At 36.2% G+C, this 20,224-nt stretch carries 21 protein-coding genes; 14 read left to right on the top strand and 7 right to left on the bottom strand.

Translation table 11 applies throughout. From position 1 onward, the window contains the following. Positions 1-29: 29 nt before the first annotated feature. The 3 genes from ACTF48_RS03255 to ACTF48_RS03245 are packed head-to-tail and all read left to right on the top strand — an operon-like array spanning position 30 to position 2,052. Positions 30-485: a 3-hydroxyacyl-ACP dehydratase FabZ family protein gene (locus ACTF48_RS03255; protein ID WP_438961705.1), complete on the top strand. Its 456-nt coding sequence runs from the start codon at positions 30-32 to the stop codon at positions 483-485. Beyond that, positions 482-1,768 carry a beta-ketoacyl-[acyl-carrier-protein] synthase family protein gene (locus tag ACTF48_RS03250; RefSeq protein WP_438961704.1) on the top strand — a complete coding sequence of 429 codons (1,287 nt, stop codon included), beginning with the start codon at positions 482-484 and terminating at the stop codon, positions 1,766-1,768. The genes ACTF48_RS03255 and ACTF48_RS03250 overlap by 4 nt, the downstream gene beginning before the upstream one ends. A 32-nt stretch (positions 1,769-1,800) precedes the next feature. Next, positions 1,801-2,052, top strand: coding sequence for an acyl carrier protein (locus ACTF48_RS03245; protein ID WP_438961703.1), 252 nt, complete (start codon positions 1,801-1,803; stop codon positions 2,050-2,052). Between the two features lie 610 nt (positions 2,053-2,662). On the opposite strand, the gene ACTF48_RS03240 is transcribed toward ACTF48_RS03245, so the two are convergent. Further along, positions 2,663-3,706, bottom strand: a complete 1,044-nt coding sequence (locus ACTF48_RS03240; protein WP_438961702.1) for an NAD(P)-dependent alcohol dehydrogenase — start codon at positions 3,704-3,706, stop codon at positions 2,663-2,665. 151 nt (positions 3,707-3,857) lie between these two features. Between ACTF48_RS03240 and ACTF48_RS03235 the strand changes: the two genes are divergently transcribed. Both ACTF48_RS03235 and ACTF48_RS03230 read left to right on the top strand, forming a co-directional pair. Further along, entirely contained in the window at positions 3,858-4,778 is a 921-nt protein-coding gene (locus ACTF48_RS03235; RefSeq protein ID WP_438961701.1) for a septum formation inhibitor Maf, read from the top strand. After that, positions 4,775-5,329 (top strand): mechanosensitive ion channel domain-containing protein, encoded by a 555-nt coding sequence (locus tag ACTF48_RS03230; RefSeq protein WP_438961700.1) that lies wholly within the window; start codon positions 4,775-4,777, stop codon positions 5,327-5,329. Before ACTF48_RS03235 ends, ACTF48_RS03230 begins: the two co-directional genes overlap by 4 nt. 2 nt (positions 5,330-5,331) lie before the next feature. On the opposite strand, the gene ACTF48_RS03225 is transcribed toward ACTF48_RS03230, so the two are convergent. Continuing rightward, positions 5,332-6,576: an FAD-dependent oxidoreductase gene (locus ACTF48_RS03225; protein WP_438961699.1), complete on the bottom strand. Its 1,245-nt coding sequence runs from the start codon at positions 6,574-6,576 to the stop codon at positions 5,332-5,334. Positions 6,577-6,713: 137 nt separating this feature from the next. Between ACTF48_RS03225 and ACTF48_RS03220 the strand changes: the two genes are divergently transcribed. After that, entirely contained in the window at positions 6,714-7,004 is a 291-nt protein-coding gene (locus ACTF48_RS03220; RefSeq protein ID WP_438961698.1) for a DUF3817 domain-containing protein, read from the top strand. On the opposite strand, the gene ACTF48_RS03215 is transcribed toward ACTF48_RS03220, so the two are convergent. Then, entirely contained in the window at positions 7,001-7,399 is a 399-nt protein-coding gene (locus tag ACTF48_RS03215) for an acyl-CoA thioesterase (protein ID WP_438961697.1), read from the bottom strand. The genes ACTF48_RS03220 and ACTF48_RS03215 overlap by 4 nt on opposite strands. Positions 7,400-7,682: 283 nt before the next feature. Between ACTF48_RS03215 and ACTF48_RS03210 the strand changes: the two genes are divergently transcribed. The 7 genes from ACTF48_RS03210 to ACTF48_RS03180 all read left to right on the top strand — a co-directional run bounded on the left by ACTF48_RS03210 (position 7,683) and on the right by ACTF48_RS03180 (position 15,139). Further along, positions 7,683-8,498, top strand: coding sequence for a TrmH family RNA methyltransferase (locus ACTF48_RS03210; protein ID WP_438961696.1), 816 nt, complete (start codon positions 7,683-7,685; stop codon positions 8,496-8,498). 39 nt (positions 8,499-8,537) lie between these two features. Then, a complete protein-coding gene (locus ACTF48_RS03205) occupies positions 8,538-9,773 on the top strand; it encodes a M48 family metallopeptidase (protein WP_438961695.1) in 1,236 nt (411 codons plus the stop codon). Positions 9,774-10,039: 266 nt separating this feature from the next. Continuing rightward, positions 10,040-10,657, top strand: a complete 618-nt coding sequence (gene udk, locus ACTF48_RS03200; protein WP_438961694.1) for a uridine kinase — start codon at positions 10,040-10,042, stop codon at positions 10,655-10,657. Positions 10,658-10,667: 10 nt separating this feature from the next. After that, entirely contained in the window at positions 10,668-11,003 is a 336-nt protein-coding gene (locus ACTF48_RS03195) for an FtsB family cell division protein (RefSeq protein ID WP_438961693.1), read from the top strand. Next, a complete protein-coding gene (locus ACTF48_RS03190) occupies positions 10,993-12,381 on the top strand; it encodes a methylmalonyl-CoA mutase subunit beta (protein WP_438961692.1) in 1,389 nt (462 codons plus the stop codon). Before ACTF48_RS03195 ends, ACTF48_RS03190 begins: the two co-directional genes overlap by 11 nt. Next, the gene (gene scpA, locus ACTF48_RS03185; RefSeq protein ID WP_438961691.1) at positions 12,378-14,504 is read left to right on the top strand and encodes a methylmalonyl-CoA mutase; all 2,127 of its coding nucleotides are present in this window, start codon (positions 12,378-12,380) and stop codon (positions 14,502-14,504) included. Before ACTF48_RS03190 ends, scpA begins: the two co-directional genes overlap by 4 nt. Positions 14,505-14,629: 125 nt before the next feature. Next, the gene (locus tag ACTF48_RS03180; protein ID WP_438961690.1) at positions 14,630-15,139 is read left to right on the top strand and encodes a CIA30 family protein; all 510 of its coding nucleotides are present in this window, start codon (positions 14,630-14,632) and stop codon (positions 15,137-15,139) included. Positions 15,140-15,182: 43 nt separating this feature from the next. Here ACTF48_RS03180 and panB read toward each other — a convergent pair whose 3' ends face one another. Then, entirely contained in the window at positions 15,183-16,001 is an 819-nt protein-coding gene (gene panB, locus ACTF48_RS03175) for a 3-methyl-2-oxobutanoate hydroxymethyltransferase (RefSeq protein ID WP_438961689.1), read from the bottom strand. 58 nt (positions 16,002-16,059) lie between these two features. Between panB and ACTF48_RS03170 the strand changes: the two genes are divergently transcribed. Beyond that, complete coding sequence (locus ACTF48_RS03170; protein ID WP_438961688.1) at positions 16,060-16,563, top strand: hypothetical protein; 504 nt, start codon at positions 16,060-16,062, stop codon at positions 16,561-16,563. A 2-nt stretch (positions 16,564-16,565) separates the two neighbouring features. Here the strand turns inward: ACTF48_RS03170 and ACTF48_RS03165 are convergent, their stop codons facing one another. The 3 genes from ACTF48_RS03165 to ACTF48_RS03155 all read right to left on the bottom strand — a co-directional run. Then, positions 16,566-18,098 carry a PH domain-containing protein gene (locus ACTF48_RS03165; RefSeq protein WP_438961687.1) on the bottom strand — a complete coding sequence of 511 codons (1,533 nt, stop codon included), beginning with the start codon at positions 18,096-18,098 and terminating at the stop codon, positions 16,566-16,568. Further along, on the bottom strand, positions 18,091-18,591 hold the full coding sequence (locus tag ACTF48_RS03160; RefSeq protein ID WP_438961686.1) for a PH domain-containing protein: 501 nt from the start codon (positions 18,589-18,591) through the stop codon (positions 18,091-18,093). The genes ACTF48_RS03165 and ACTF48_RS03160 overlap by 8 nt, the downstream gene beginning before the upstream one ends. Before the next feature lie 220 nt (positions 18,592-18,811). After that, on the bottom strand, positions 18,812-20,224 hold a 1,413-nt coding region (locus tag ACTF48_RS03155; protein WP_438961685.1), incomplete at its 5' end, for an L-serine ammonia-lyase.

Raw genomic sequence — 20,224 nt, 5'->3', positions numbered from 1 at the left:
GGTATTCATATGAAGTTATTATTGAATATATGTTATTAGAAGAATTTGATAAAATAGTAGCAAACCTACCTTATGGCGATGGTTTTAAATTTGTGGATCATATACTCGAAATGGATGAGGAGCATGTTATCGGTGTATATCGCTTTCGCGAAAGCGAATACTTCTATAAACATCATTTTATAAACCATCCTGTGACACCTGGAGTCATACTTATAGAATGTATGGCACAAATAGGGCTCGCTTGTTTAGGTACTTATTTAATGCGGGAAGAGAATGAGTTTATGAGCTTTGTTTTTACCGAGAACCACATACTTTTTAATAATCTTGTAAAACCAGAAACTACGGTTATAGTAACTGCTAAGAAAGAATATTTCCGTTTTGGAAAACTTAAATGTAGGGTTCAAATGGTAGATGAAAACGGGCAAAAAGTAGCTGAAGGTTGGGTGAGTGGTATGATTGTAACTGATAAACCAGGAACAAGGTGAATAAATCAAATCTTAATAGAGTAGTGGTAACTGGAATGGGCGTGGTTGCGCCTAATGCCATAAACCTAGCCGACTTTTATAACTCTTTAAAAACGGGAAAAAGCGGTTTGCGATTTGATCAACAACTTGCAGATTTGAATTTTGGGTGTCAAGTATCTGGAACACCACAAATACCAGAAGAACACCTGTCTCATTATTTTACACCACTACAATTAAGAGGTTTAAAGGCCAGCGGTTTAGTCTATGGAGTTATTGCAGGAATAGACGCTTTTAATGATGCTGGATTAATTCCTGCGGAAAAGGATAATGCTCTAGATGACTTTGGGATTATTATGGGTACTGGGCAGAGTGGTGGAGAGAAATTTAGAGAAGCAATCCACCTCATAGATGATAATCGAGTTAGACGATTAGGAAGTACCAGTGTTATACAGACTATGACCAGTGGTATCAGTGCTTGGTTATCTGGTGAATTAGGCGCAGGAAATTTAGCAACTAGTAATTCCAGCGCTTGTTGTACGGGTACTGAGGCTTTTATAATGGGTTATGAACGTATCGCCCATGGTCAAGCAAAACAAATGCTGGTAGGTTCTACCAGTGATTCAGGACCTTACATTTGGGGAGGATTTGACGCTATGCGCATATTACCTACTAAATATAACAACCTACCAGAACAAGCCAGCAGGCCATTTTCAAATGATGCAGCAGGATTTGTTCCAGGAAGTGGAGCAGGAGCTATGATTCTTGAGGATCTAGAAAGTGCTCTCAAACGTGGTGCAACTATTTATGGAGAGGTCTTAGGAGGTTCACTTAACTCTGGTGGTCACCGTGGTAGTGGTAGTATGACAGCACCAAATGGTGCTGCTGTTCAAAAATGCCTTATACAAGCGTTAAAAAACGCACAAATTAAAGGGCAAGATATTCAAGCTATTAATGGGCATGTTACTGCAACTGGTAAAGATGGCTATGAGGTTGAAAACTGGGTAAAAGCTTTAAGTTTAAAGGATAAATTACCTTACCTCAATAGTTTTAAATCTACCATAGGACATTGCCTTGCTGCAGCTGGTAGTATAGAGTTAGTAGGTAGTTTATTGCAATTAAAACAGCAAAAAGTTTTTCCTAATCAGAATATAACAGAGTTACATGACGAAATTAAACCTCTTTATTCTGAAAATAAAATCCCTGTACAACTTATAGAAACAGAGATTAACGTAATGATGAAAGCAAGTTTTGGTTTTGGTGATGTAAATGCTGCGGTGGTCCTTAAGAAATGGGATCTTGAGTAATTACTACGTTAATTTATTAGTAATTTTGAATTATGAAAAAAGAACATATCCATCAAAAACTGCATGATATTGTAAAAATTTATTTACCTCAAGATGTAGATGCCAGTGCTATAGAACCTAGCAGTCATTTAATGCAAGATTTAGGTATCAACAGCGCTCATTTAGTAGATATCGCTTTAGATGTAGAAGACGCCTTTGATATTACTTTAGATGAAAAGGATATGGAAGCGATGCAAACCGTTGAGAGTTCTGTAGATATCGTAACAGTAAAATTAAATAATTAAGGAGCCGCTTTCAGCAACTCCTTAATTTAGGTTAGTATATATGCTCTTTACTTTTAGTATTCTTTCCGTTTTTTTATTACAAAAAGAGAAATACATTCATGAGTATGCTTAGTCACTAATATAGTCGGTTGTGATAACACGGCTACATATAATGTGGTGATTAATGAAGTTCCTATATTCTATTTGACATAATATAAATTATAAAACATTTTTGTTATCCATGAATATTATAGAAGATAAAACATTAAATTCTGAGTTTTATAATTGTATGGTAATACTTGTACTCCTAATAATGCTATAAATAGATATTATTTTATACACTATAAAGAAAGGTTTTATAGTCTTGCTTTGAATTTGGGAGAAATAACATCCATTTTAAATCGACTTCATTAATTTAAAATCATAATGATATTAACGTGCTAGATCATTATCAAGGACATAATAATTAGATGTAAAAGATTCTCTTCAACATTTATAATTTATGAGAATATTCTATTTGACATAATATTTTGTGGAATGGAAACAAAACCTTCTAACTTGTATTTAATATTTTTTTTGAAGTTTTAAAAAGCTATTGGGTTACATCCTTTGCTTTCGCGAAAGCGAAAATTTATAATGATTCCATATCGATAACAAAACGATATTTTACATCATTACTTTGAACACGGTCAAAAGCAGTATTAATATCTTGAATATCAATCATTTCTACATCTGATGTGATGTTGTGATCACCACAGAAGTCTAGCATTTCCTGAGTTTCTTTAATACCTCCTATGAGGGATCCGGCTAGATTTTTCCTTCTCAATATTAGGTTTGCGCCATGGATATTTTCTAGTGGTTCAATGGCTCCTACCAAACACATCGTGCGATCTCTTTTCAACAAGGCTAAATAAGGGTTTACATCATGACCTACCGGAATAGTGTTTAAAATGAAGTCAAAACTATTGTTATGTTCCTTCATTTGATCAAGGTCTTTAGAAATAATAACCTGGTTTGCTCCTAGTCTTTTAGCATCTTGGGCCTTTTCTTCACTTGTGGTGATCATTACTGTTTCTGCTCCCATAGCAGCCGCAAACTTAATACCCATGTGACCTAAACCTCCTAGGCCTACCACTCCTACCTTATCTCCTTTCTTAACATTCCAGTGTTTTAAAGGCGAGTAAGTCGTTATTCCTGCACATAATAGTGGTGCAACGGCTTTAGTATCGAGTTGAGTAGGTATTTTTAAAACAAAATGATCTCTTACTACGATATGCTTAGAATAGCCTCCTAATGTATGACCGCCTAAGTGTTTATCCTTACTATTATAAGTACTCGTAGATCCATTTTCACACCACATTTCCATATCTTCATTACAAGCGCTACAATCGGTACAAGAGTCTACCATACATCCTACTCCTACCAAATCGCCTACTTTGTGATTACTCACACTAGAACCTACAGCAGTCACCTTACCTATAATTTCATGTCCTGGAACTATCGGGTATTTTGCATTTCCCCAATCGTTTAGTTTTGCATGGATGTCACTGTGACAAACTCCACAATACATAATATCAATAGCGACATCATTATCTAATAAATCACGTCTTTTGATCTGTATCTCTTGAAGTGCAGCATCTTTATCTTGAGCTGCATATGCTTTTACATCTTTCATAATTCTTTATTTATAGCACAAATCTGGCTTTTTTTAGTGGATTACTCTACTAGAAAAATCATAAAGTATCATTTTATCGTTAAGAATACTTTACGGCTTTTTATATCCTATTGCTATGACAAATATTATATTTACCTAACAATACAAACAGATGAAAAAAATATGTTATATACTCCTAGCTGTAATGCTAGTCTCCTGTAATACTGGCGATAAAAAAATGGTACAGCCTCTTGTTCAAGAAGAAGTTAAGGAAAGATTTGAATCTTTAGAAAACTTAAAACTATCCCAAGAATTTAAAGATTACTGGTATGCTGGTAAGGCCGAAATAAGTAGCTATGAACTATCTCAGTCTCGTTATGGAACATTAAGAAATGGAAAAGCAGTTCTAATATTTGTCACAGAACCATATGATACTATAGACGAAGTGAAGGCAGATCAAACCGATGAGGTGACACGTCCTGTTATGAAGTTGAACGCAACTCGTGACTTTAACACAGGTATTTACCCTTATTCTATGATGAGCAGTACTTTTTTACCGCTCGACAAAAAAGATAATGCGCTTAAAATATCTTCGAGTATTCAGGAATGGTGTGGTCATACTTACATGCAATTCAACCAAAATGAAGAGGAATATGATATTGAGCTCTTCTCCTATTTCCAATCAGAGGTAGATTATGAAACGAATGTAAAAAATGTCATGACGGAAAATCAAATCCCTATCCAATTAAGATTGAATCCTCGAGAGATGCCTACTGGTGCTATGAAAGTGATTCCTAGCACTGAGTATTTAAGGTTAAAGCATATAAAAACTAAGGCTTATGATGCTACAGCTTCTCTAAGAGAAATAGAAGATGGGTTGCTTTATAGTTTACGTTTTACCGAATTAGACCGCATGATTGCCTTTAAGGTTCAAAAGGAATTTCCTCATAAAATTCTAGCATGGATGGACCGCTATAACGATGGTGGAAAACCGATGGTATCTACAGGAACTTTAATAGAAACATTGAACACACCTTACTGGACTAAAAACAGTAATGAAGATGAAGTGTTAAGAAAAGAATTAGGATTATGATAGAATTCTTAAGTCGTACCGAAGTAATTTTTACTATAGTTGTTCTCATTTTAACTATAACTATCCATCGTTTTGTAACCTGGAGTGCCGCAAAACTCTCAAAAGATTTAAACCGTTCTAAGTTAAGACGCCAGTACATTAATAGATATGTAGGTTACCTACTTTGGACACTGGCCACCATTACTATAATTTTTGTTTGGGGAATATCTAAAGATGGTTTTTGGACCATTCTAGCTTCTACATTTGCAGTTATAGGTGTTGCCTTTTTTGCTAACTGGAGTATACTGAGTAACGTGACTTCTAGCTTTATACTTTATTTTGCTTTCCCATTTAAGATAGGTGACCGTATAAGAATACATGATAAAGATTTACCTGTAACTGCTGTAATTGAAGATATAAAGGGATTTTATTTAGTTTTAAAAACTAACGATGGTGAAACCATTACCTATCCTAATAATTTACTCATACAGAAAGGAGTTAGCATCTTAGGTAACAAAAAAGAATCTGTGTTTGATATAAATCAAGAAGAGGCTGACCCTACGGCACGATAGTTTTACACTAATGGATTTCCTTCTATTTTAGAAATCACTGCTTGTGCTGCCGCCTTACCATTAAGCATAGCAGCATTTAAAGAACCATTACTCAATTGATCACCAGCTAGAAAAATGTGCTGTGTAAGTTGTGTTTCACTTGGAGTCATGGCATATTGAATACTTCTAAAAGTAGGTAATGCTTTTTTAATATGCATCATTTTAATTAAGTCACCAGCTTCAATATTTGCTTGCTCATTCAGCTCTTTACGTACACGTTCTTCTAGTCTATCATTAGTTAAGTTGTGCTGCGCTACTACACTTACACTGATCACTTTAGGGTAATCAGTAAACACATCATTTAAGAAATGAAAATTATTACTCAGACATCCATCACCGGTAATAAGTCCTATCATGGGAGCATCAAAACCATGGTCATCAGTATCAAAATATAATGTTTGAACACTATGCCATTTCTTATCAGCTTGTGGTAAATTAGGTACCATATCTTCGGCAGGAGTTGCTATTATGGTGTAATCGCTTTTTAACTGCTCATCATTTTCTAAATGAATAGTATCATTAAGTACCTTTTTAACCGGTGTATTAAATTGTATTTGGTCTGTAAGTCCAGCCGCCATTTGTTCTGGAATAGCTTGAATTCCCGCTTGTGGAATTGTTGCACTTCCTTCACTAAACATTTTAAATACAAATTCAAACATACGACTGCTGGTTTGTAATTCTGTTTCTAAAAATATGCCGGTATAAAAAGGCTTGAAGAAATTTTGAATCATCCTTTCAGTAAATCCATAATTTTTCAAGTACTCTAGCGTAGTGGTTTCTGGACTGTTGAATATATCAGTAAGACTTTTTTGTTTTAGCTTTCGCGAAAGCGTAAAAACTTTCCATTTGTCTCCTAAACTACCTACTCCTGCTGTTAATGTGCTCCACGCATAGCTCAAATTGCGCTGTGCATCTCCTATTACATGCTTTTTACCATCTATAAATACAATAGTGGCTGGCTCAAAAGTGGTTAGATTCAATTTTTCTAGGTCTAAAAATTCTTGTACTGCAGGATACTGATCCAGCAATACTTGAAAACCATGATCCATCTTTAAATCATGCTGTTGAGCAGTTTTTACACGACCACCTACATTACTAGTCTGCTCAATAATATGAGCTTGATAACCAGCTTTTTTTAAAGTAATGGCAGCAGCTAGACCACTTACTCCAGCGCCTATGATATGTATGGATGGTTTTTCTTGAGACATGAAATTTTATTAAGATAACAAAGATAGTAGCCCTACCTAAACTGCCTATTTTTTAACATTAATTTTACGATCATAGTAGCCATTACTAGAACTATCAATAGGACAGAGATGTATCTTTGCAAACCAAATGATATATTATGAATACGCTATTTAAATATCTAGCCATTATAGAAGGCTATTCTTTTTTGCTTATACTGTTTATCACTATGCCTTTAAAGTATATCGCAGGAATGGGAATGCCTAACAAAATTATAGGAATGGCTCATGGTGTTTTATTTCTTTCTTACATAGTAGTAGCCATTATTATAGCACAAGAAAAAAAGTGGAATTTTAAAGACACTTTTATTGTAATGATTATGTCTGTGGTACCCTTTGGAACCTTCTGGATGGAAGAAGAATATTTAATGGAAGAAAAAGCTACTTCTTAAAAACCTTTCTTCTTCATACGTTCTGCTTGATATTCTACTTCGGTTTTACCATGAGGTAATGGTTTGCCGTTCTCATCGAGATTTACAAAAACCATACTCTCTATGGTAATTATAGTCTCATAAGTCATTTTATTACGTACCTCGCACTTTAGGTCTATAGAAGATTTACCAAATTTATTTACCTCTATTCCTATTTCTATAATATCACCAGGACTAGCGCTAGAAATAAAGTTGATTTCACTCATGTATTTAGTAACTACTTTTTGGTTTTCTAGCTGAATAATAGCATATAGCGCAGCTTCTTCATCGATCCATTCCAGTAAGCGCCCACCAAAAAGGGTTCCGTTAGGGTTTAAATCTTCTGGTTTGATCCATTTTCTCGTGTGGAAATTCATGAGCTTTATTTTTTTTATAAAAGTAATACCTATTTGTGTTTATAATGTCGTTATAACAAATTGAATTATTTTTTACTTTGTTGAAGCTGACAATTCTTTGTATAGCCGTAGCTGCGTAAATAATTATATGCGACATTAGGAATGTAAATTGGTATAAGTTCAAAAAGTTAATGTGGTTCAATAATCAGATCCCTAACTAAACCTGTCACTACTGATATAGATAGTTGCGGTATCATTTTTTTTGATTCCATGTTCAACTTCATTTTCTCTTACCTTTGCGGTGATGAAGCACATAACCAGTCCACATAACGCGATTATAAGACATGCAGAGCAGTTGCAGCGCAAGAGTAAAGTACGTAAAAAAGAAGGTCTTTTTATGGTAGAAGGACAGCGCGAAGTGATGCTTTGTCACAAAGGAGGTTTCATATTAGAACAACTCCTGGTTTGCGGTCCTATCCTACTCGATACAAATGATTTTACTGCACAAGAGGTCTATTCAAAAATAGGTTTAAATAGCAGTCCTGAAGTGATCTCTGTTACTCAAGAGGTCTATGAAAAGCTTGCCTATAGAACGGGTACAGAAGGTGTTATCGCTTTCGCTAAAGCGAAATCACAACAATTGCAAGATCTTAAATTATCTAAGAACCCATTAATTCTAATCGCAGAGTCTCCTGAAAAACCAGGAAATCTAGGTGCCATATTAAGAACTGCCGATGCCGCTAAGGTCGATGCCGTGGTTATAGCAAATCCAGTGGCAGATCTATTCAACCCAAACGTAGTACGTTCTAGTGTAGGTTGTGTATTTACCGTTCCTACGGCAACAGGAACAACTGCTGAACTTATAGCCTTTTTAAGATCTAAAAACATCCATTTATATGCAGCGACCTTGCAATCTAGTGAGCGCTATGATAAAATGGATTATACCACAGCCACGGCTATAGCACTAGGAACTGAAGCGACAGGATTATCCCAAGAAATGCGAGATGCTGCCGTTCAAAACATAATCATACCCATGAGCGGTGCCATAGACTCTATGAACTTATCTGTGAGTGCAGCAATACTTATTTTTGAGGCAAAAAGGCAACGTGATTTCAAGTAACATGTGATGTTTAACCTTTACATTTGTTAAAAATATTTAATGGACGCTTCTACTTTATTTTATATCATTATTGGGATTTTAGTTTTTGATTTTGTTCTAGATCAATTTCTAGGGTACTTAAATTATAGCTGGTATTCTAAACCAGTGCCGCAAGAACTAGAAGATGTTTATGATGCGGCTGAGTATGAAAAATCTCAAGAATATAAAAAGACTAATTATCGTTTTGGACTATTTAGTAGTACGTTTTCTTTTCTAGCAGTGCTTTTATTTCTTTTTTATGACGGCTTTGCAATTATTGATTCATGGGCACGCACGCAGGTAAACCATGATATACTCGTAGGTTTATTGTTTTTTACGGTAATAGCAGCAGCTGGCGAGATTATTTCGCTGCCATTCTCCTATTATTCCACTTTTGTGATCGAAGAAAAATTTGGCTTTAATAAAACGACGCTTAAAACTTTTATTATAGATAAATTAAAAGGTTGGTTGCTTACTGCTATTCTTGGTGGTGGTATATTATCACTGGTAATCGTTTGCTATAATTGGGCTGGCGCAAATTTCTGGTGGTATGTGTGGATTTTAATATTTGTGATCTCGTTATTGATGAATATGTTTTATGCACGCTGGTTTGTACCACTATTCAATAAACAAACACCACTAGAAGAAGGCTCTTTAAAAACTGCGATTGCTAGTTATGCGCAAGGTGTAGGATTCCAACTGGATAAGATTTTTGTGATTGATGGCAGTAAGCGATCTACTAAGGCCAATGCTTATTTCAGTGGTTTTGGTAATGAAAAACGGGTAACCTTATATGATACCTTAATTTCTAAATTAACTGAAGAAGAAATAGTCGCTGTTCTTGCTCATGAAGTAGGACATTATAAAAGAAAACACATCATTTATAATCTCATAGCCAGCACGGTAACGACTGGTTTCACGCTGTGGTTATTTTCTTTATTTGTGGACAGCACTACTTTATCAGAATCATTAGGTGTTGCCATTTCGTCATTTCATGTAGGACTGGTGGCTTTTGGACTGCTGTACTCTCCTATTTCTACCGTCACAGGAATTGTGATGAGTTCGCTTTCGCGAAAATTTGAATTCGAAGCCGATGCTTATGCCAGAGATACTTATGAAGGAGAACCACTCATAGGAGCACTAAAGAAATTAAACAAAACCAGTTTGAGTAATCTTACACCACATCCAGCTTATGTGTTTTTTAATTACTCGCACCCTACATTGTACCAGCGTATGATGGCTATGCGTGGTAATTAGTAAGCAGTATTTTAGTCTTTAGTAAATAGAATTAAGGTTTATTATGAAAGAATCAATGTATTTAGAACAACAGAAAAAAGTTGAATAAATACATTAAACACCTTTTCCTTTAGGAAAGAAAAGAGTTAGGAGTTTTGTTATTGCTCATGATGATTAAATCTAGATAATCATTTAAAAATTAAATTTCAAATTCAAGTTCAAACTCGAGTTTATTATCAAGTTCAAATTCATCTTCAAATCCCTATTTTTGCATAAACTATATTTTAATGCTCATACTAGGAATAGCAGGCGGAACAGGAAGTGGTAAAACTACGGTAGTAGATCAGATGGTGCACACCTATCCAGACCACGAAGTAAATGTGATATCACAAGATTCTTTTTATAAAGACACTAGCGATTTAAGTTATGAAGATCGTGTAAAAATAAACTTTGACCATCCTAGTAGTATCGATTTTGAATTGTTAGAAAAGCATCTTCTAGAGCTTAAGGAAGGAAAAACTATAGACCAGCCTGTGTATTCCTTTGTAGATCATAATCGTACAGGAGATGTGGTTAAAACAGCACCTTCTAAAGTAGTCATTGTAGAAGGTATTTTAATTCTTACCCAACCTCGCATAAGAGACCTTTTTGATATTAAAGTGTACATAGATTGTGATAGTGATGAACGATTAATACGTCGTTTAAAAAGAGATATAGCAGATCGTGGCCGTGATCTTACTGAGGTGCTAGAACGATACCAGAGCACTTTAAAACCTATGCACCAACAGTTTATAGAGCCTACTAAGGCTTATGCAGATGTGATCATACCTACTAATAGATTCAATACCGTAGGTGTTCAAATTTTAAGAGGAATTATAGACCAGCGACTCGCTGAATTTTCTTAAATTTATCTAGATGACTTTTAAAGAGCTTAAAGAGAAACGTTTTTGGAAAATCATAGCAAATAAATATGTGCTCATTAGCATTGTATTTGTAATATGGATTCTTTTTCTAGATGCCAGTGCATGGCTTACTTCTCATAAAGAACTAGACCAGCAAATAGCTGAAAAAGAACAAAATCTAGAATTTTACAAACGAGGTATTCAACGAGATAAAGAAAGAATCAAAACCTTAAAGGACAGTGCGGGAATAGAAAAATATGCCCGTGAACGCTACCTTATGAAAAAAGAAAATGAAGAAGTGTTTATCATACAACATGCTGATTCCATAAAAAAAGAAAATGATGAGTAAACGACTTTTTAAAGATTTTGAACCCGTTACTGAAGCCGCCTGGAAACAAAAAATCCAGATGGATCTTAAAGGAGCCGACTATAATGACACTTTAATCACTAACACAGCTGCTGGTATAGACATTAAACCTATGTATCACGGCGATAGTGCTCCACAATTACAGATACCTGCTCGAGCAACAAATAACTGGTATATTTCTCAAAAAATATATGCTGGTAATGCCACCGCGGCAAATAAAAAAGCTAAGAATGTTCTCTCTCGTGGATGTGAAGGTGTGTTATTTGTGATACCTCATAAGGATATCGATCCAGTTGAATTACTTCAAGACCTTCCAGAGCATGGTATTCAGATTCATCCTCAGTTTATAGACCTAGATTATATCCAGAAAATACATGATGTTAACCCTAAGGCTTATGTACATTTAGATATCATACACCAGCTCGCTTGCGATGGTAACTGGTTTAATAACAAGTCGCAAGATCATGAGACTTATGCACAGTTCATTAAATCATTTCCGGGCTACTTCTCTCAATTTACCATAAACACAAGTATTTATCAAAGTGCTGGTGCTACCGTAACTCAAGAGTTGGGTTATTTTGCAGCGCATCTAAACGAGTATCTCAATCATTATTGTGATACTGAAAAAGGACACGATGAGACTCTTTATAACGCTTTCGCGAAAGCAGAGAAAAGAATAAATATAGACACCACCATAGGTAGTAACTACTTTATGGAAGTGGCAAAATATAGAGCATATCGCATTATAACTAGAGCCATAGGTAATCTCTATGACTTAAACCTAAACTGCTATATTACAGCGAGTCCTAGTCTTCGAAATAAATCTTTACTTGACTATAATGTAAACTTATTACGTACCACTACAGAATGTATGAGTGCCGTTTTAGGTGGCGCAGATACGGTTTATAACTTACCATATGATGCCTTTTTTAATAAAGAAAATGAATTTGGAGATCGCATCGCTCGCAATCAGTTACGCATTTTAAAAGACGAGGCATACCTGGATAAAATCAACAATGCTGCAGATGGTTCTTATTACATCGATACTCTTACAAAACAATTAACTGAAAAGGCCCTAGAGCTATTTAAAACCATAGAAAAAGCTGGCGGATTTGTACAATCACTGTTTGAGGGCACTATACAGCGTAAAATTAAAGAAAGTGCGGCGCAAGAATTAAACGACTTAGGAAACGGTTCTAAAGTGCTGGTAGGTGTGAACAAATACCCAAATGCAGATTTACCACTACAAAAAGAATATGAATTGTTTCCATTTGTAAAGGCAAATCCGCGTAAGACATTAATACAACCTATTGTTCCATCGAGAATTGCAGCCTCTACTGAAAAAGCACAGATGTCATGAAAAGAAAAGATATATCAAACATAAAAGCCGATTTTAATTTCTCTTCATCTCATAATTTGGAACAAACTACTTATGAGACCTCAGAAGGGATAGCTATTAAAAAAGAGTATTCTAAAGAAGACGTAGCAGATTTAGAACACTTAAATTTTGTGGCTGGTATTGCTCCTAATTTACGTGGTCCCTACTCTACCATGTATGTAAGACGACCATGGACGGTTAGACAGTATGCCGGTTTTTCAAGTGCAACAGAGTCAAATGCTTTTTACAGACGTAATCTAGCTGCTGGACAGAAAGGACTTTCTGTTGCCTTTGATCTTGCAACACATAGAGGTTATGACTCTGATCATGAACGTGTGGTAGGTGACGTAGGAAAAGCTGGTGTGGCCATAGATAGTGTTGAAGATATGAAAGTACTCTTTGATGGCATACCGCTGGATAAGATGTCGGTCTCTATGACTATGAATGGTGCTGTACTACCTATAATGGCTTTTTACATAGTAGCCGCTATGGAACAAGGTGTGGACCCAAAACTATTAAGTGGAACGATCCAAAATGATATTCTCAAGGAATTTATGGTGCGTAATACCTACATCTATCCGCCATCGCCTAGTATGCAAATCATATCTGATATTTTTGAATATACCAGTAAAAACATGCCTAAGTTTAACTCTATTTCCATATCAGGTTACCACATGTATGAAGCTGGAGCCACCAGTGATATTGAACTAGCCTACACACTAGCTGATGGATTAGAATATGTACGCAAAGGACTGGCGGCAGGAATGGATATAGACACTTTTGCTCCTAGACTATCTTTCTTCTGGGCTATAGGGATGAATCATTTTATGGAAATTGCCAAAATGCGTGCAGCACGTATGCTTTGGGCAAAAATGATTAAACAATTCAACCCTAAAAATTCTAAATCACTGGCTTTAAGAACACATTGCCAGACTAGCGGATGGTCACTAACAGAGCAAGATCCGTTTAATAATGTAGCTCGTACTACTATTGAAGCCGCTGCAGCAGCTTTTGGCGGTACGCAAAGTTTACATACTAACGCGCTTGATGAAGCCATAGCTTTGCCTACAGACTTCAGTGCTCGTATTGCTAGAAATACACAACTCTATTTGCAAGAAGAAACCGGAATTACTAAAACAGTAGATCCATGGGCTGGTTCTTATTATGTAGAATCACTCACAGATCAAATTGCTCATAAAGCTTGGGAACTTATTGAGGAAGTTGAAGAGCTAGGCGGCATGACCAAAGCCATTGAAGCTGGTATTCCTAAAATGCGCATAGAAGAAGCTGCTGCAAAGAAACAAGCTAGAATCGACTCTGGAATAGACACCATAGTAGGTGTAAATAAATACCCTAGCCCTGATGAAGATCTCATAGATACTCTAGAAGTTGATAATGCAGCCGTACGCACAGAACAGGTGGAACGTTTAAAAGAGATTAGAGCTTCCCGCAATAATGAAAAGGTTCAAAAAGCACTAGAAAACCTTACTCATTGCGCTAAAAATAAGGATGGGAATTTATTGGAACTGGCAGTGATAGCGGCACAAGAACGTGCTACGCTAGGTGAAATATCAGACGCGCTAGAGTCTGTTTATGGAAGGTATCGTGCACAGATTAAAAGTGTTCAAGGAGTTTATAAAAAAGAAATTATGGATGATCCTGCTTTCGCGAAAGCGCAACAACTCGCCGACCTATTTGCTCAAAAAGAAGGTCGCAGACCACGAATCATGATTGCCAAAATGGGGCAAGACGGACACGATCGTGGAGCAAAAGTAGTCGCCACCGGTTATGCCGATGTCGGGTTTGATGTAGACATAGGTCCGCTATTTCAAACACCTGCTGAGGCAGCAAAACAAGCGGTAGAAAATGACGCACATGTATTAGGTGTAAGTTCTTTAGCTGCAGGGCATAAAACATTAGTTCCTCAAGTAATGGAAGAGCTTAAAAAATATGGTCGCGAAGACATTATGATTGTCGTAGGTGGTGTGATACCACGCAAGGATTATCAGTATTTATTTGATGCTGGAGTGGCTGCAGTATTTGGTCCAGGAACTAAGATTAGTGAAGCTGCGATTGATATTTTGGGATTGTTGATGGAAAAATAGATTTTTTAATTTCCTATTCTAAAACTTGAGTATAACTACTCAAACTATCACTGCATAAGTTAGTTTTACCTAATTGGTACGTCTACTCTATTATGATACGATTTATATTTACAACAGTTTTACTTATGGCAGCAACATCTATTCAAACTGTTTTTGATTTCCATAAAAGCGCTGATATTTCAAGCTGGCGCATAGAAGATGATCGCGTTATGGGTGGTATTTCACAAGGTATATTTGAACTTAATGATGATGGTCACGCTCATTTTCATGGTATAGTAACTTCAGAAAGTAATGGTGGTTTCAGTTCTGTACAGAATAATAATTATGATCTAAAAGTCACTCCTAATGATAAAATACGTATTACATTAAAAGGTGATGGCCATGAATATAGATTCAGAATAAAAGATCAGTCCTCTTCCTATTACAGTTACCAGAAAAGCTTTAAAACAACTGGAGAATGGCAAGAGATAGAGATTCAATTATCAGACATGACTCCTACTTTTAGAGGTCGTAAGGTGAATTTACCTAATTATGACCAAAAGCACATCAGCCAGATTAGATTTTTAATCGGTACAAAGAAGGTTCAAGAATCATTTGACCTTTTAATTGATAAAATCGAACTAATAAAGGCTTAAAGTAGTTTCTTCACAGGCACATCATTTATCTGTGAATTTGAAATTAATATTGCTCCGTATCCTTAGGGAAATCAAGATCCTTTACATCCTGAACATATTTAGATACCGCACTTCCCATATCCTCATATAAATTCAAATAGCGTCTTAAAAATCGAGGATTAAATTCATGTGTCATTCCAAACATATCGTGAGAAACCAGCACTTGTCCATCTACTCCACTACCAGCACCTATTCCTATAACTGGAATCGTTAAACTCTCTGCAACCTCTTGAGCAAGTGCCGCAGGAACTTTTTCCAGAACCAGTGCAAAACAACCCCATCGCTGTAGAGCTAGCGCATCTTCTTTAAGTTTTTCAGCTTCGGCCTTTTCTTTTGCTCTTACAGTATAAGTACCAAATTTATATATAGATTGAGGTGTTAATCCCAGGTGCCCCATAACTGGTATTCCTGCGTGAAGAATTCGTTTAATAGAATCCTTTACTTCACTTCCACCTTCCAGTTTTACAGAATGACCACCGCTTTCTTTCATAATACGTATGGCACTGCGCAGGGCTTCTTTAGGATCACTTTGATAACTACCGAATGGTAAATCCACAACCACTAGAGCTCTTTCTACAGCTCGTACCACACTACTGGCATGGTAAATCATTTGATCCAGCGTTATGGGCAGCGTTGTTTCATGCCCAGCCATTACGTTACTTGCGCTATCACCCACCAGAATCACATCCACATTACCGCTATCTATAATACGTGCCATGGTGTAATCATAAGCAGTAAGCATAGATATTTTTTCATTATTGGCCTTCATCTCAGTAAGGGTTTTTACTGTGATTCTTTTGTATTCCTTTTTAGCTGTTGACATAATTTTAGCAGTATTTATGCAGTAAAAATACTAATATTACCACATTAAATAGAACAAGATGAGAAGCACTTTAATTTTGATAGCAATTATGGCACTCGCTTTCGCGAAAGCGTATTCACAACAACCTATAAACACAGACAGCACCACGGTAGAAAAATCGGTATCAGAACCTGTTCATGAAAAACAAATGCCTGACGAAGCAGTTAAAGAGTTTTTTAGGTATTTCCACATTAAAGATACGCTAGCAATACGCAATATGATGGTAGAAGGAGCTTCATTAAACACCTTGATCATATCAGCGAGTAAGGGTAAAAGAATACAGAGTAGTTCTATAAATGAATTCCTTAAAGGAATCGCTCAAATTCCTGATAGCTTGAGTTTTGAAGAACGATTAATACAAATAAAAGTGACTAACAGCGTGGATATCGCCACTGTAAACACAACCTACGAGTTCTATATGAATGATGGTTTTACACATAATGGCGTAAACGTTTTTACCATGGTTTATATAGATGATAAGTGGAAAATAACCTCTATCGCAGACACGAGACAGTATCCATAAATCTACATCCAGCTAAGCTCTGACCGCATCACAATGTTATTGATGTCGTTTTGCATGCTATTAATCTCTCCTTCTTTTAAATACTTGAGCTGTCTGGTCCCACCAGCGGTGTGTACTTGAAGATGCGCTTCTCTTCTACGTTTAATAAAAATACTACGCCATTTTTCAACAGCTTGTGTTTTATATACAGGCGATACTATGACTGAATTAAACAACCATCCTTTATAAAAAACAATGAAGTCATCATCTCTTATGACTTTGCTTTTACGCCCATATTTATAGCCCATAAAACCTATAAATATTATGAATAAAACAGGTACAAGAACCGCCCAATAGTATTCAAAATAAGAAGCAACTGCTATTAAAGGTAACCCAAATAAACTCGTGATATACATATCTAGTCGTGCATGCGACCATGGATTAGGTAGTAGTTCTTTTTGTGGTTTTTCAATAGTTTTCTTAAAGATAAGCTGTTGAAGTTCTCTCTGTAAAGCGTTATGACAGGCAGGAACTTCTACATTTGATTCATTCTTGTTTTGCGACTGTGCTTGATAAATACGTGCTGTTTTAAAATCTAGTAACTTTCTTAAAGGATTAGAATGAAATTCTAATATCTGGATTTTAGATAAAGGAATTTTAATTTCCTTCTTATTGAATAGTCCCATGGTGATTTCTAGATAATCATCCTTTAATTCCATTTTATAATCATAAAATTTATTAACGGCCATGACGATACTTACCAGAACAGAAACTATTAAAAAGGCCAAAAGACCAATTCCTATAAATACTAAAACTCTGTTCCCTAAAGCCTCAGGAGCTTTTACTACCTGCTCTACATCTACTTCTACCGATTCAAAAATATTACCATAAAAACTCTCAACAGCATCTTTAATTTTATACCAGAATCCTATGACTACACCTAGAGCTAGTCCACCACTACGCAAATGATTTTGGGTCACTCCTACTTTTAATAAATCAATAATATTCAACTGAAATACCGTGCGAGAAGTACTTTTCTGTGCCACAGGAACCTCTTGAGCAGTCGCTGTCACATCATTATCTTCTGTGCTAGTATATGAAACCGCTTGACTTTTCTTTTTCCCGAGCAAGCTTTTTAACTGCTCTGCAAAATGACGGTTCAGTCCTGGAATTTCAAGTTCTTTAGCCTTAGAGCCTGCGGTATCGATCTCTACAGCAACTATTCCTAGAATGCGCTGCCCTACATTTTGAGTTATATTAATAGATTGTATGCGCTCCACAGGAATCGATTTGCGTTCTTTAAAGAGCCAGCCTTTTTGAATAATAAGCTCATCGTTTTCAACGTGAAAAGTGAAGAATACATATTGTAATACTGGTGAGACTAAAGTTACTAGGGTAACAAGTAGAGATACAGCTACAATAGCCATCGAGTTAGTCCAAGATCTCATAGAGAATAAAGCAAAGAAAGCGAAAGCTACTAGTCCTTTAACTCCTTTAAAGAAATAAAGCAGAATGGATAATTTACTCTGTCGCGTAGGTTGTGCAATATCAAGCATGTTGCGCCGTCTTTTCTGAGATGAATTCTTTAATGGCCGTTGCATCTTGAGGATCTAAACCTGAGATACTCAAATCACTTGCAGAACCACCTGCTGTATAAATTTCTAACTCACAAAGACTAAAAAAACGATCTATAGGACCATGATTGATTTCAGTATGCTGTATGCGATTGAACGGTATCGTAATTTGATGATGAAAAAGCCATCCATGCCTATAGGTAATATCAAATTCTCGCAACACATAACCTCTTACAAAAAACTCTTTATAAGAAACAAACAAGGATGCTAACAATAATACAAACCATGCAGCTAGAGCACTCCAGCCCATCCACTGCTCTGTATAAATAAACAATACCACGATACCAATAAGTAGCGGAGCGAAGAAAACAAATTTTGCTATCAGCTTTTTATTTAAAAAACGTTTAGGGTGTTTTTCAAACTCACTTTGTTCGATAACGGGTAAGGATTGAGAAAGGATTTGTTCATTTGTCATAGCTGTAAATGTATCTTATGGAAGCAGGAGAAATTACAGCTCTAAGTTAGCAGTTTTTAATGATTTTAAATGATGATTTATAAAAATAATTTTTAGGGTTTCAAGCCCTTTATGTTGAACCGTACTCGGTCGAAATTTTTCTCTTTTCAAAGGGAAAACAGCTACAACTGCTTACTGATTACCAAAAGGATTGGGCATTCTTAATAAAAAAATAAACTGCTTAACAATCAGATAGCGCTACATTAACGGCTAGTCCACCTTCACTAGTTTCTTTATATTTAGTATTCATGTCCTGTGCGGTTTGCCACATGGTTTCTATGACTTTATCCAGTGGTACTTTGGCATTTTTAGCATCTGTATCTAGTGCCATTTCACAAGCATTAATGGCTTTTATAGCTCCCATGGCATTACGTTCTATACATGGAACTTGAACCAGTCCAGCTATAGGATCACAGGTCAGTCCTAAGTGATGTTCCATGGCTATTTCACTAGCCATAAGAACTTGAGCTGGTGTTCCACCCATCAATTCAGTAAGTGCTCCTGCCGCCATAGCACTGCTCACTCCTATCTCTGCCTGACAACCGCCCATAGCTGCACTTATAGTTGCGCCTTTTTTAAACAGCGATCCTATCGCTCCTGCTACCAGTAAATACTTTTTAACGTCTTCAAAGTTGGCATCATGATTTTCTATGACCATGTAATACATCATCACGGCAGGTATTACTCCAGCACTACCATTAGTGGGTGCTGTCACTACTCGACCTAAAGAGGCGTTTACCTCATTAACAGCAAGAGCAAAACATGAAACCCATTTTAGAATTTCGCGAAATTTCACTTCAGTATCTCTGATGGATTCAATCCATTCATATTTATTAGAATACTCAGCTCCTTTTTTGAGTTTGAGATGCGAGTCATAAGCGCGACGGCGTACATTTAATCCACCTGGAAGTGTTCCTTCTGTATGACAACCTGTGTACATAGAATCAAGCATCACATCCCAAATTTCTTTAAGACGTTGATCTATTTCTTGATCTGTATGAAGATAGCGCTCGTTTTCTAGAATAATATCAGACACGTTACGTCCTTCTCTATCGCAGTAATCTTGTAGGTCTTTGGCCTTTTCAATAGGTCTAGGGAAACATTCAAAATCGAGCCTTTTTTGCTTGGCTCGTTTGCGCTCCTCTTGAACTACAAAACCACCACCTATAGAATGGTATTTTTCTGAAACAGTTTTACCGTTATCTAGAAACGCTCTGAACCGCATACCATTAGGATGGTAGGGTAAAAATTTTCTGTTAAAATGAATATGTTCTTTAGGGTCAAAATGGATGACATAAACTCCATCTATTTGTAACTTCTTCTGTTCTTTGAGATAAGCGACTTCATCTGGAATTTGTTCTATAGCACAAGTTTCTGGGTCTGCTCCTAGCAGCCCCATTATTACTGCGATGTCTGTGGCATGTCCTATTCCTGTGAGTGATAATGAACCATAAAGATCTACTTCTATTCCTTTTACCTTTCCTATTTTACCAGAGTCTTTCAGTTTTTGAATAAAACGACCTGCGGCTCGCCATGGTCCTAAGGTGTGAGAACTCGATGGGCCTACACCTATTTTAAGCATGTCAAAAACGCT

The sequence above is a fragment of the Nonlabens sp. genome, assembly GCF_965660805.1.
Classification (GTDB): Bacteria; Bacteroidota; Bacteroidia; order Flavobacteriales; family Flavobacteriaceae; genus Nonlabens.
This window is presented reverse-complemented; position numbering and strand designations above follow the sequence as displayed.

Excerpts from the sequence above, each read along its gene's own strand:
- ACTF48_RS03255 (WP_438961705.1), top strand. The coding sequence starts at position 30 with ATGTTATTAGAAGAATTTGATAAAATAGTAGCAAACCTACCTTATGGC.
- ACTF48_RS03245 (WP_438961703.1), top strand. The coding sequence starts at position 1,801 with ATGAAAAAAGAACATATCCATCAAAAACTGCATGATATTGTAAAAATT.
- ACTF48_RS03240 (WP_438961702.1), bottom strand. The coding sequence starts at position 3,706 with ATGAAAGATGTAAAAGCATATGCAGCTCAAGATAAAGATGCTGCACTT.
- ACTF48_RS03235 (WP_438961701.1), top strand. The coding sequence starts at position 3,858 with ATGAAAAAAATATGTTATATACTCCTAGCTGTAATGCTAGTCTCCTGT.
- ACTF48_RS03230 (WP_438961700.1), top strand. The coding sequence starts at position 4,775 with ATGATAGAATTCTTAAGTCGTACCGAAGTAATTTTTACTATAGTTGTT.
- ACTF48_RS03225 (WP_438961699.1), bottom strand. The coding sequence starts at position 6,576 with ATGTCTCAAGAAAAACCATCCATACATATCATAGGCGCTGGAGTAAGT.
- ACTF48_RS03220 (WP_438961698.1), top strand. The coding sequence starts at position 6,714 with ATGAATACGCTATTTAAATATCTAGCCATTATAGAAGGCTATTCTTTT.
- ACTF48_RS03215 (WP_438961697.1), bottom strand. The coding sequence starts at position 7,399 with ATGAATTTCCACACGAGAAAATGGATCAAACCAGAAGATTTAAACCCT.
- ACTF48_RS03210 (WP_438961696.1), top strand. The coding sequence starts at position 7,683 with ATGAAGCACATAACCAGTCCACATAACGCGATTATAAGACATGCAGAG.
- ACTF48_RS03205 (WP_438961695.1), top strand. The coding sequence starts at position 8,538 with ATGGACGCTTCTACTTTATTTTATATCATTATTGGGATTTTAGTTTTT.
- udk (WP_438961694.1), top strand. The coding sequence starts at position 10,040 with ATGCTCATACTAGGAATAGCAGGCGGAACAGGAAGTGGTAAAACTACG.
- ACTF48_RS03195 (WP_438961693.1), top strand. The coding sequence starts at position 10,668 with ATGACTTTTAAAGAGCTTAAAGAGAAACGTTTTTGGAAAATCATAGCA.
- ACTF48_RS03190 (WP_438961692.1), top strand. The coding sequence starts at position 10,993 with ATGATGAGTAAACGACTTTTTAAAGATTTTGAACCCGTTACTGAAGCC.
- scpA (WP_438961691.1), top strand. The coding sequence starts at position 12,378 with ATGAAAAGAAAAGATATATCAAACATAAAAGCCGATTTTAATTTCTCT.
- ACTF48_RS03180 (WP_438961690.1), top strand. The coding sequence starts at position 14,630 with ATGGCAGCAACATCTATTCAAACTGTTTTTGATTTCCATAAAAGCGCT.
- panB (WP_438961689.1), bottom strand. The coding sequence starts at position 16,001 with ATGTCAACAGCTAAAAAGGAATACAAAAGAATCACAGTAAAAACCCTT.
- ACTF48_RS03170 (WP_438961688.1), top strand. The coding sequence starts at position 16,060 with ATGAGAAGCACTTTAATTTTGATAGCAATTATGGCACTCGCTTTCGCG.
- ACTF48_RS03165 (WP_438961687.1), bottom strand. The coding sequence starts at position 18,098 with ATGCTTGATATTGCACAACCTACGCGACAGAGTAAATTATCCATTCTG.
- ACTF48_RS03160 (WP_438961686.1), bottom strand. The coding sequence starts at position 18,591 with ATGACAAATGAACAAATCCTTTCTCAATCCTTACCCGTTATCGAACAA.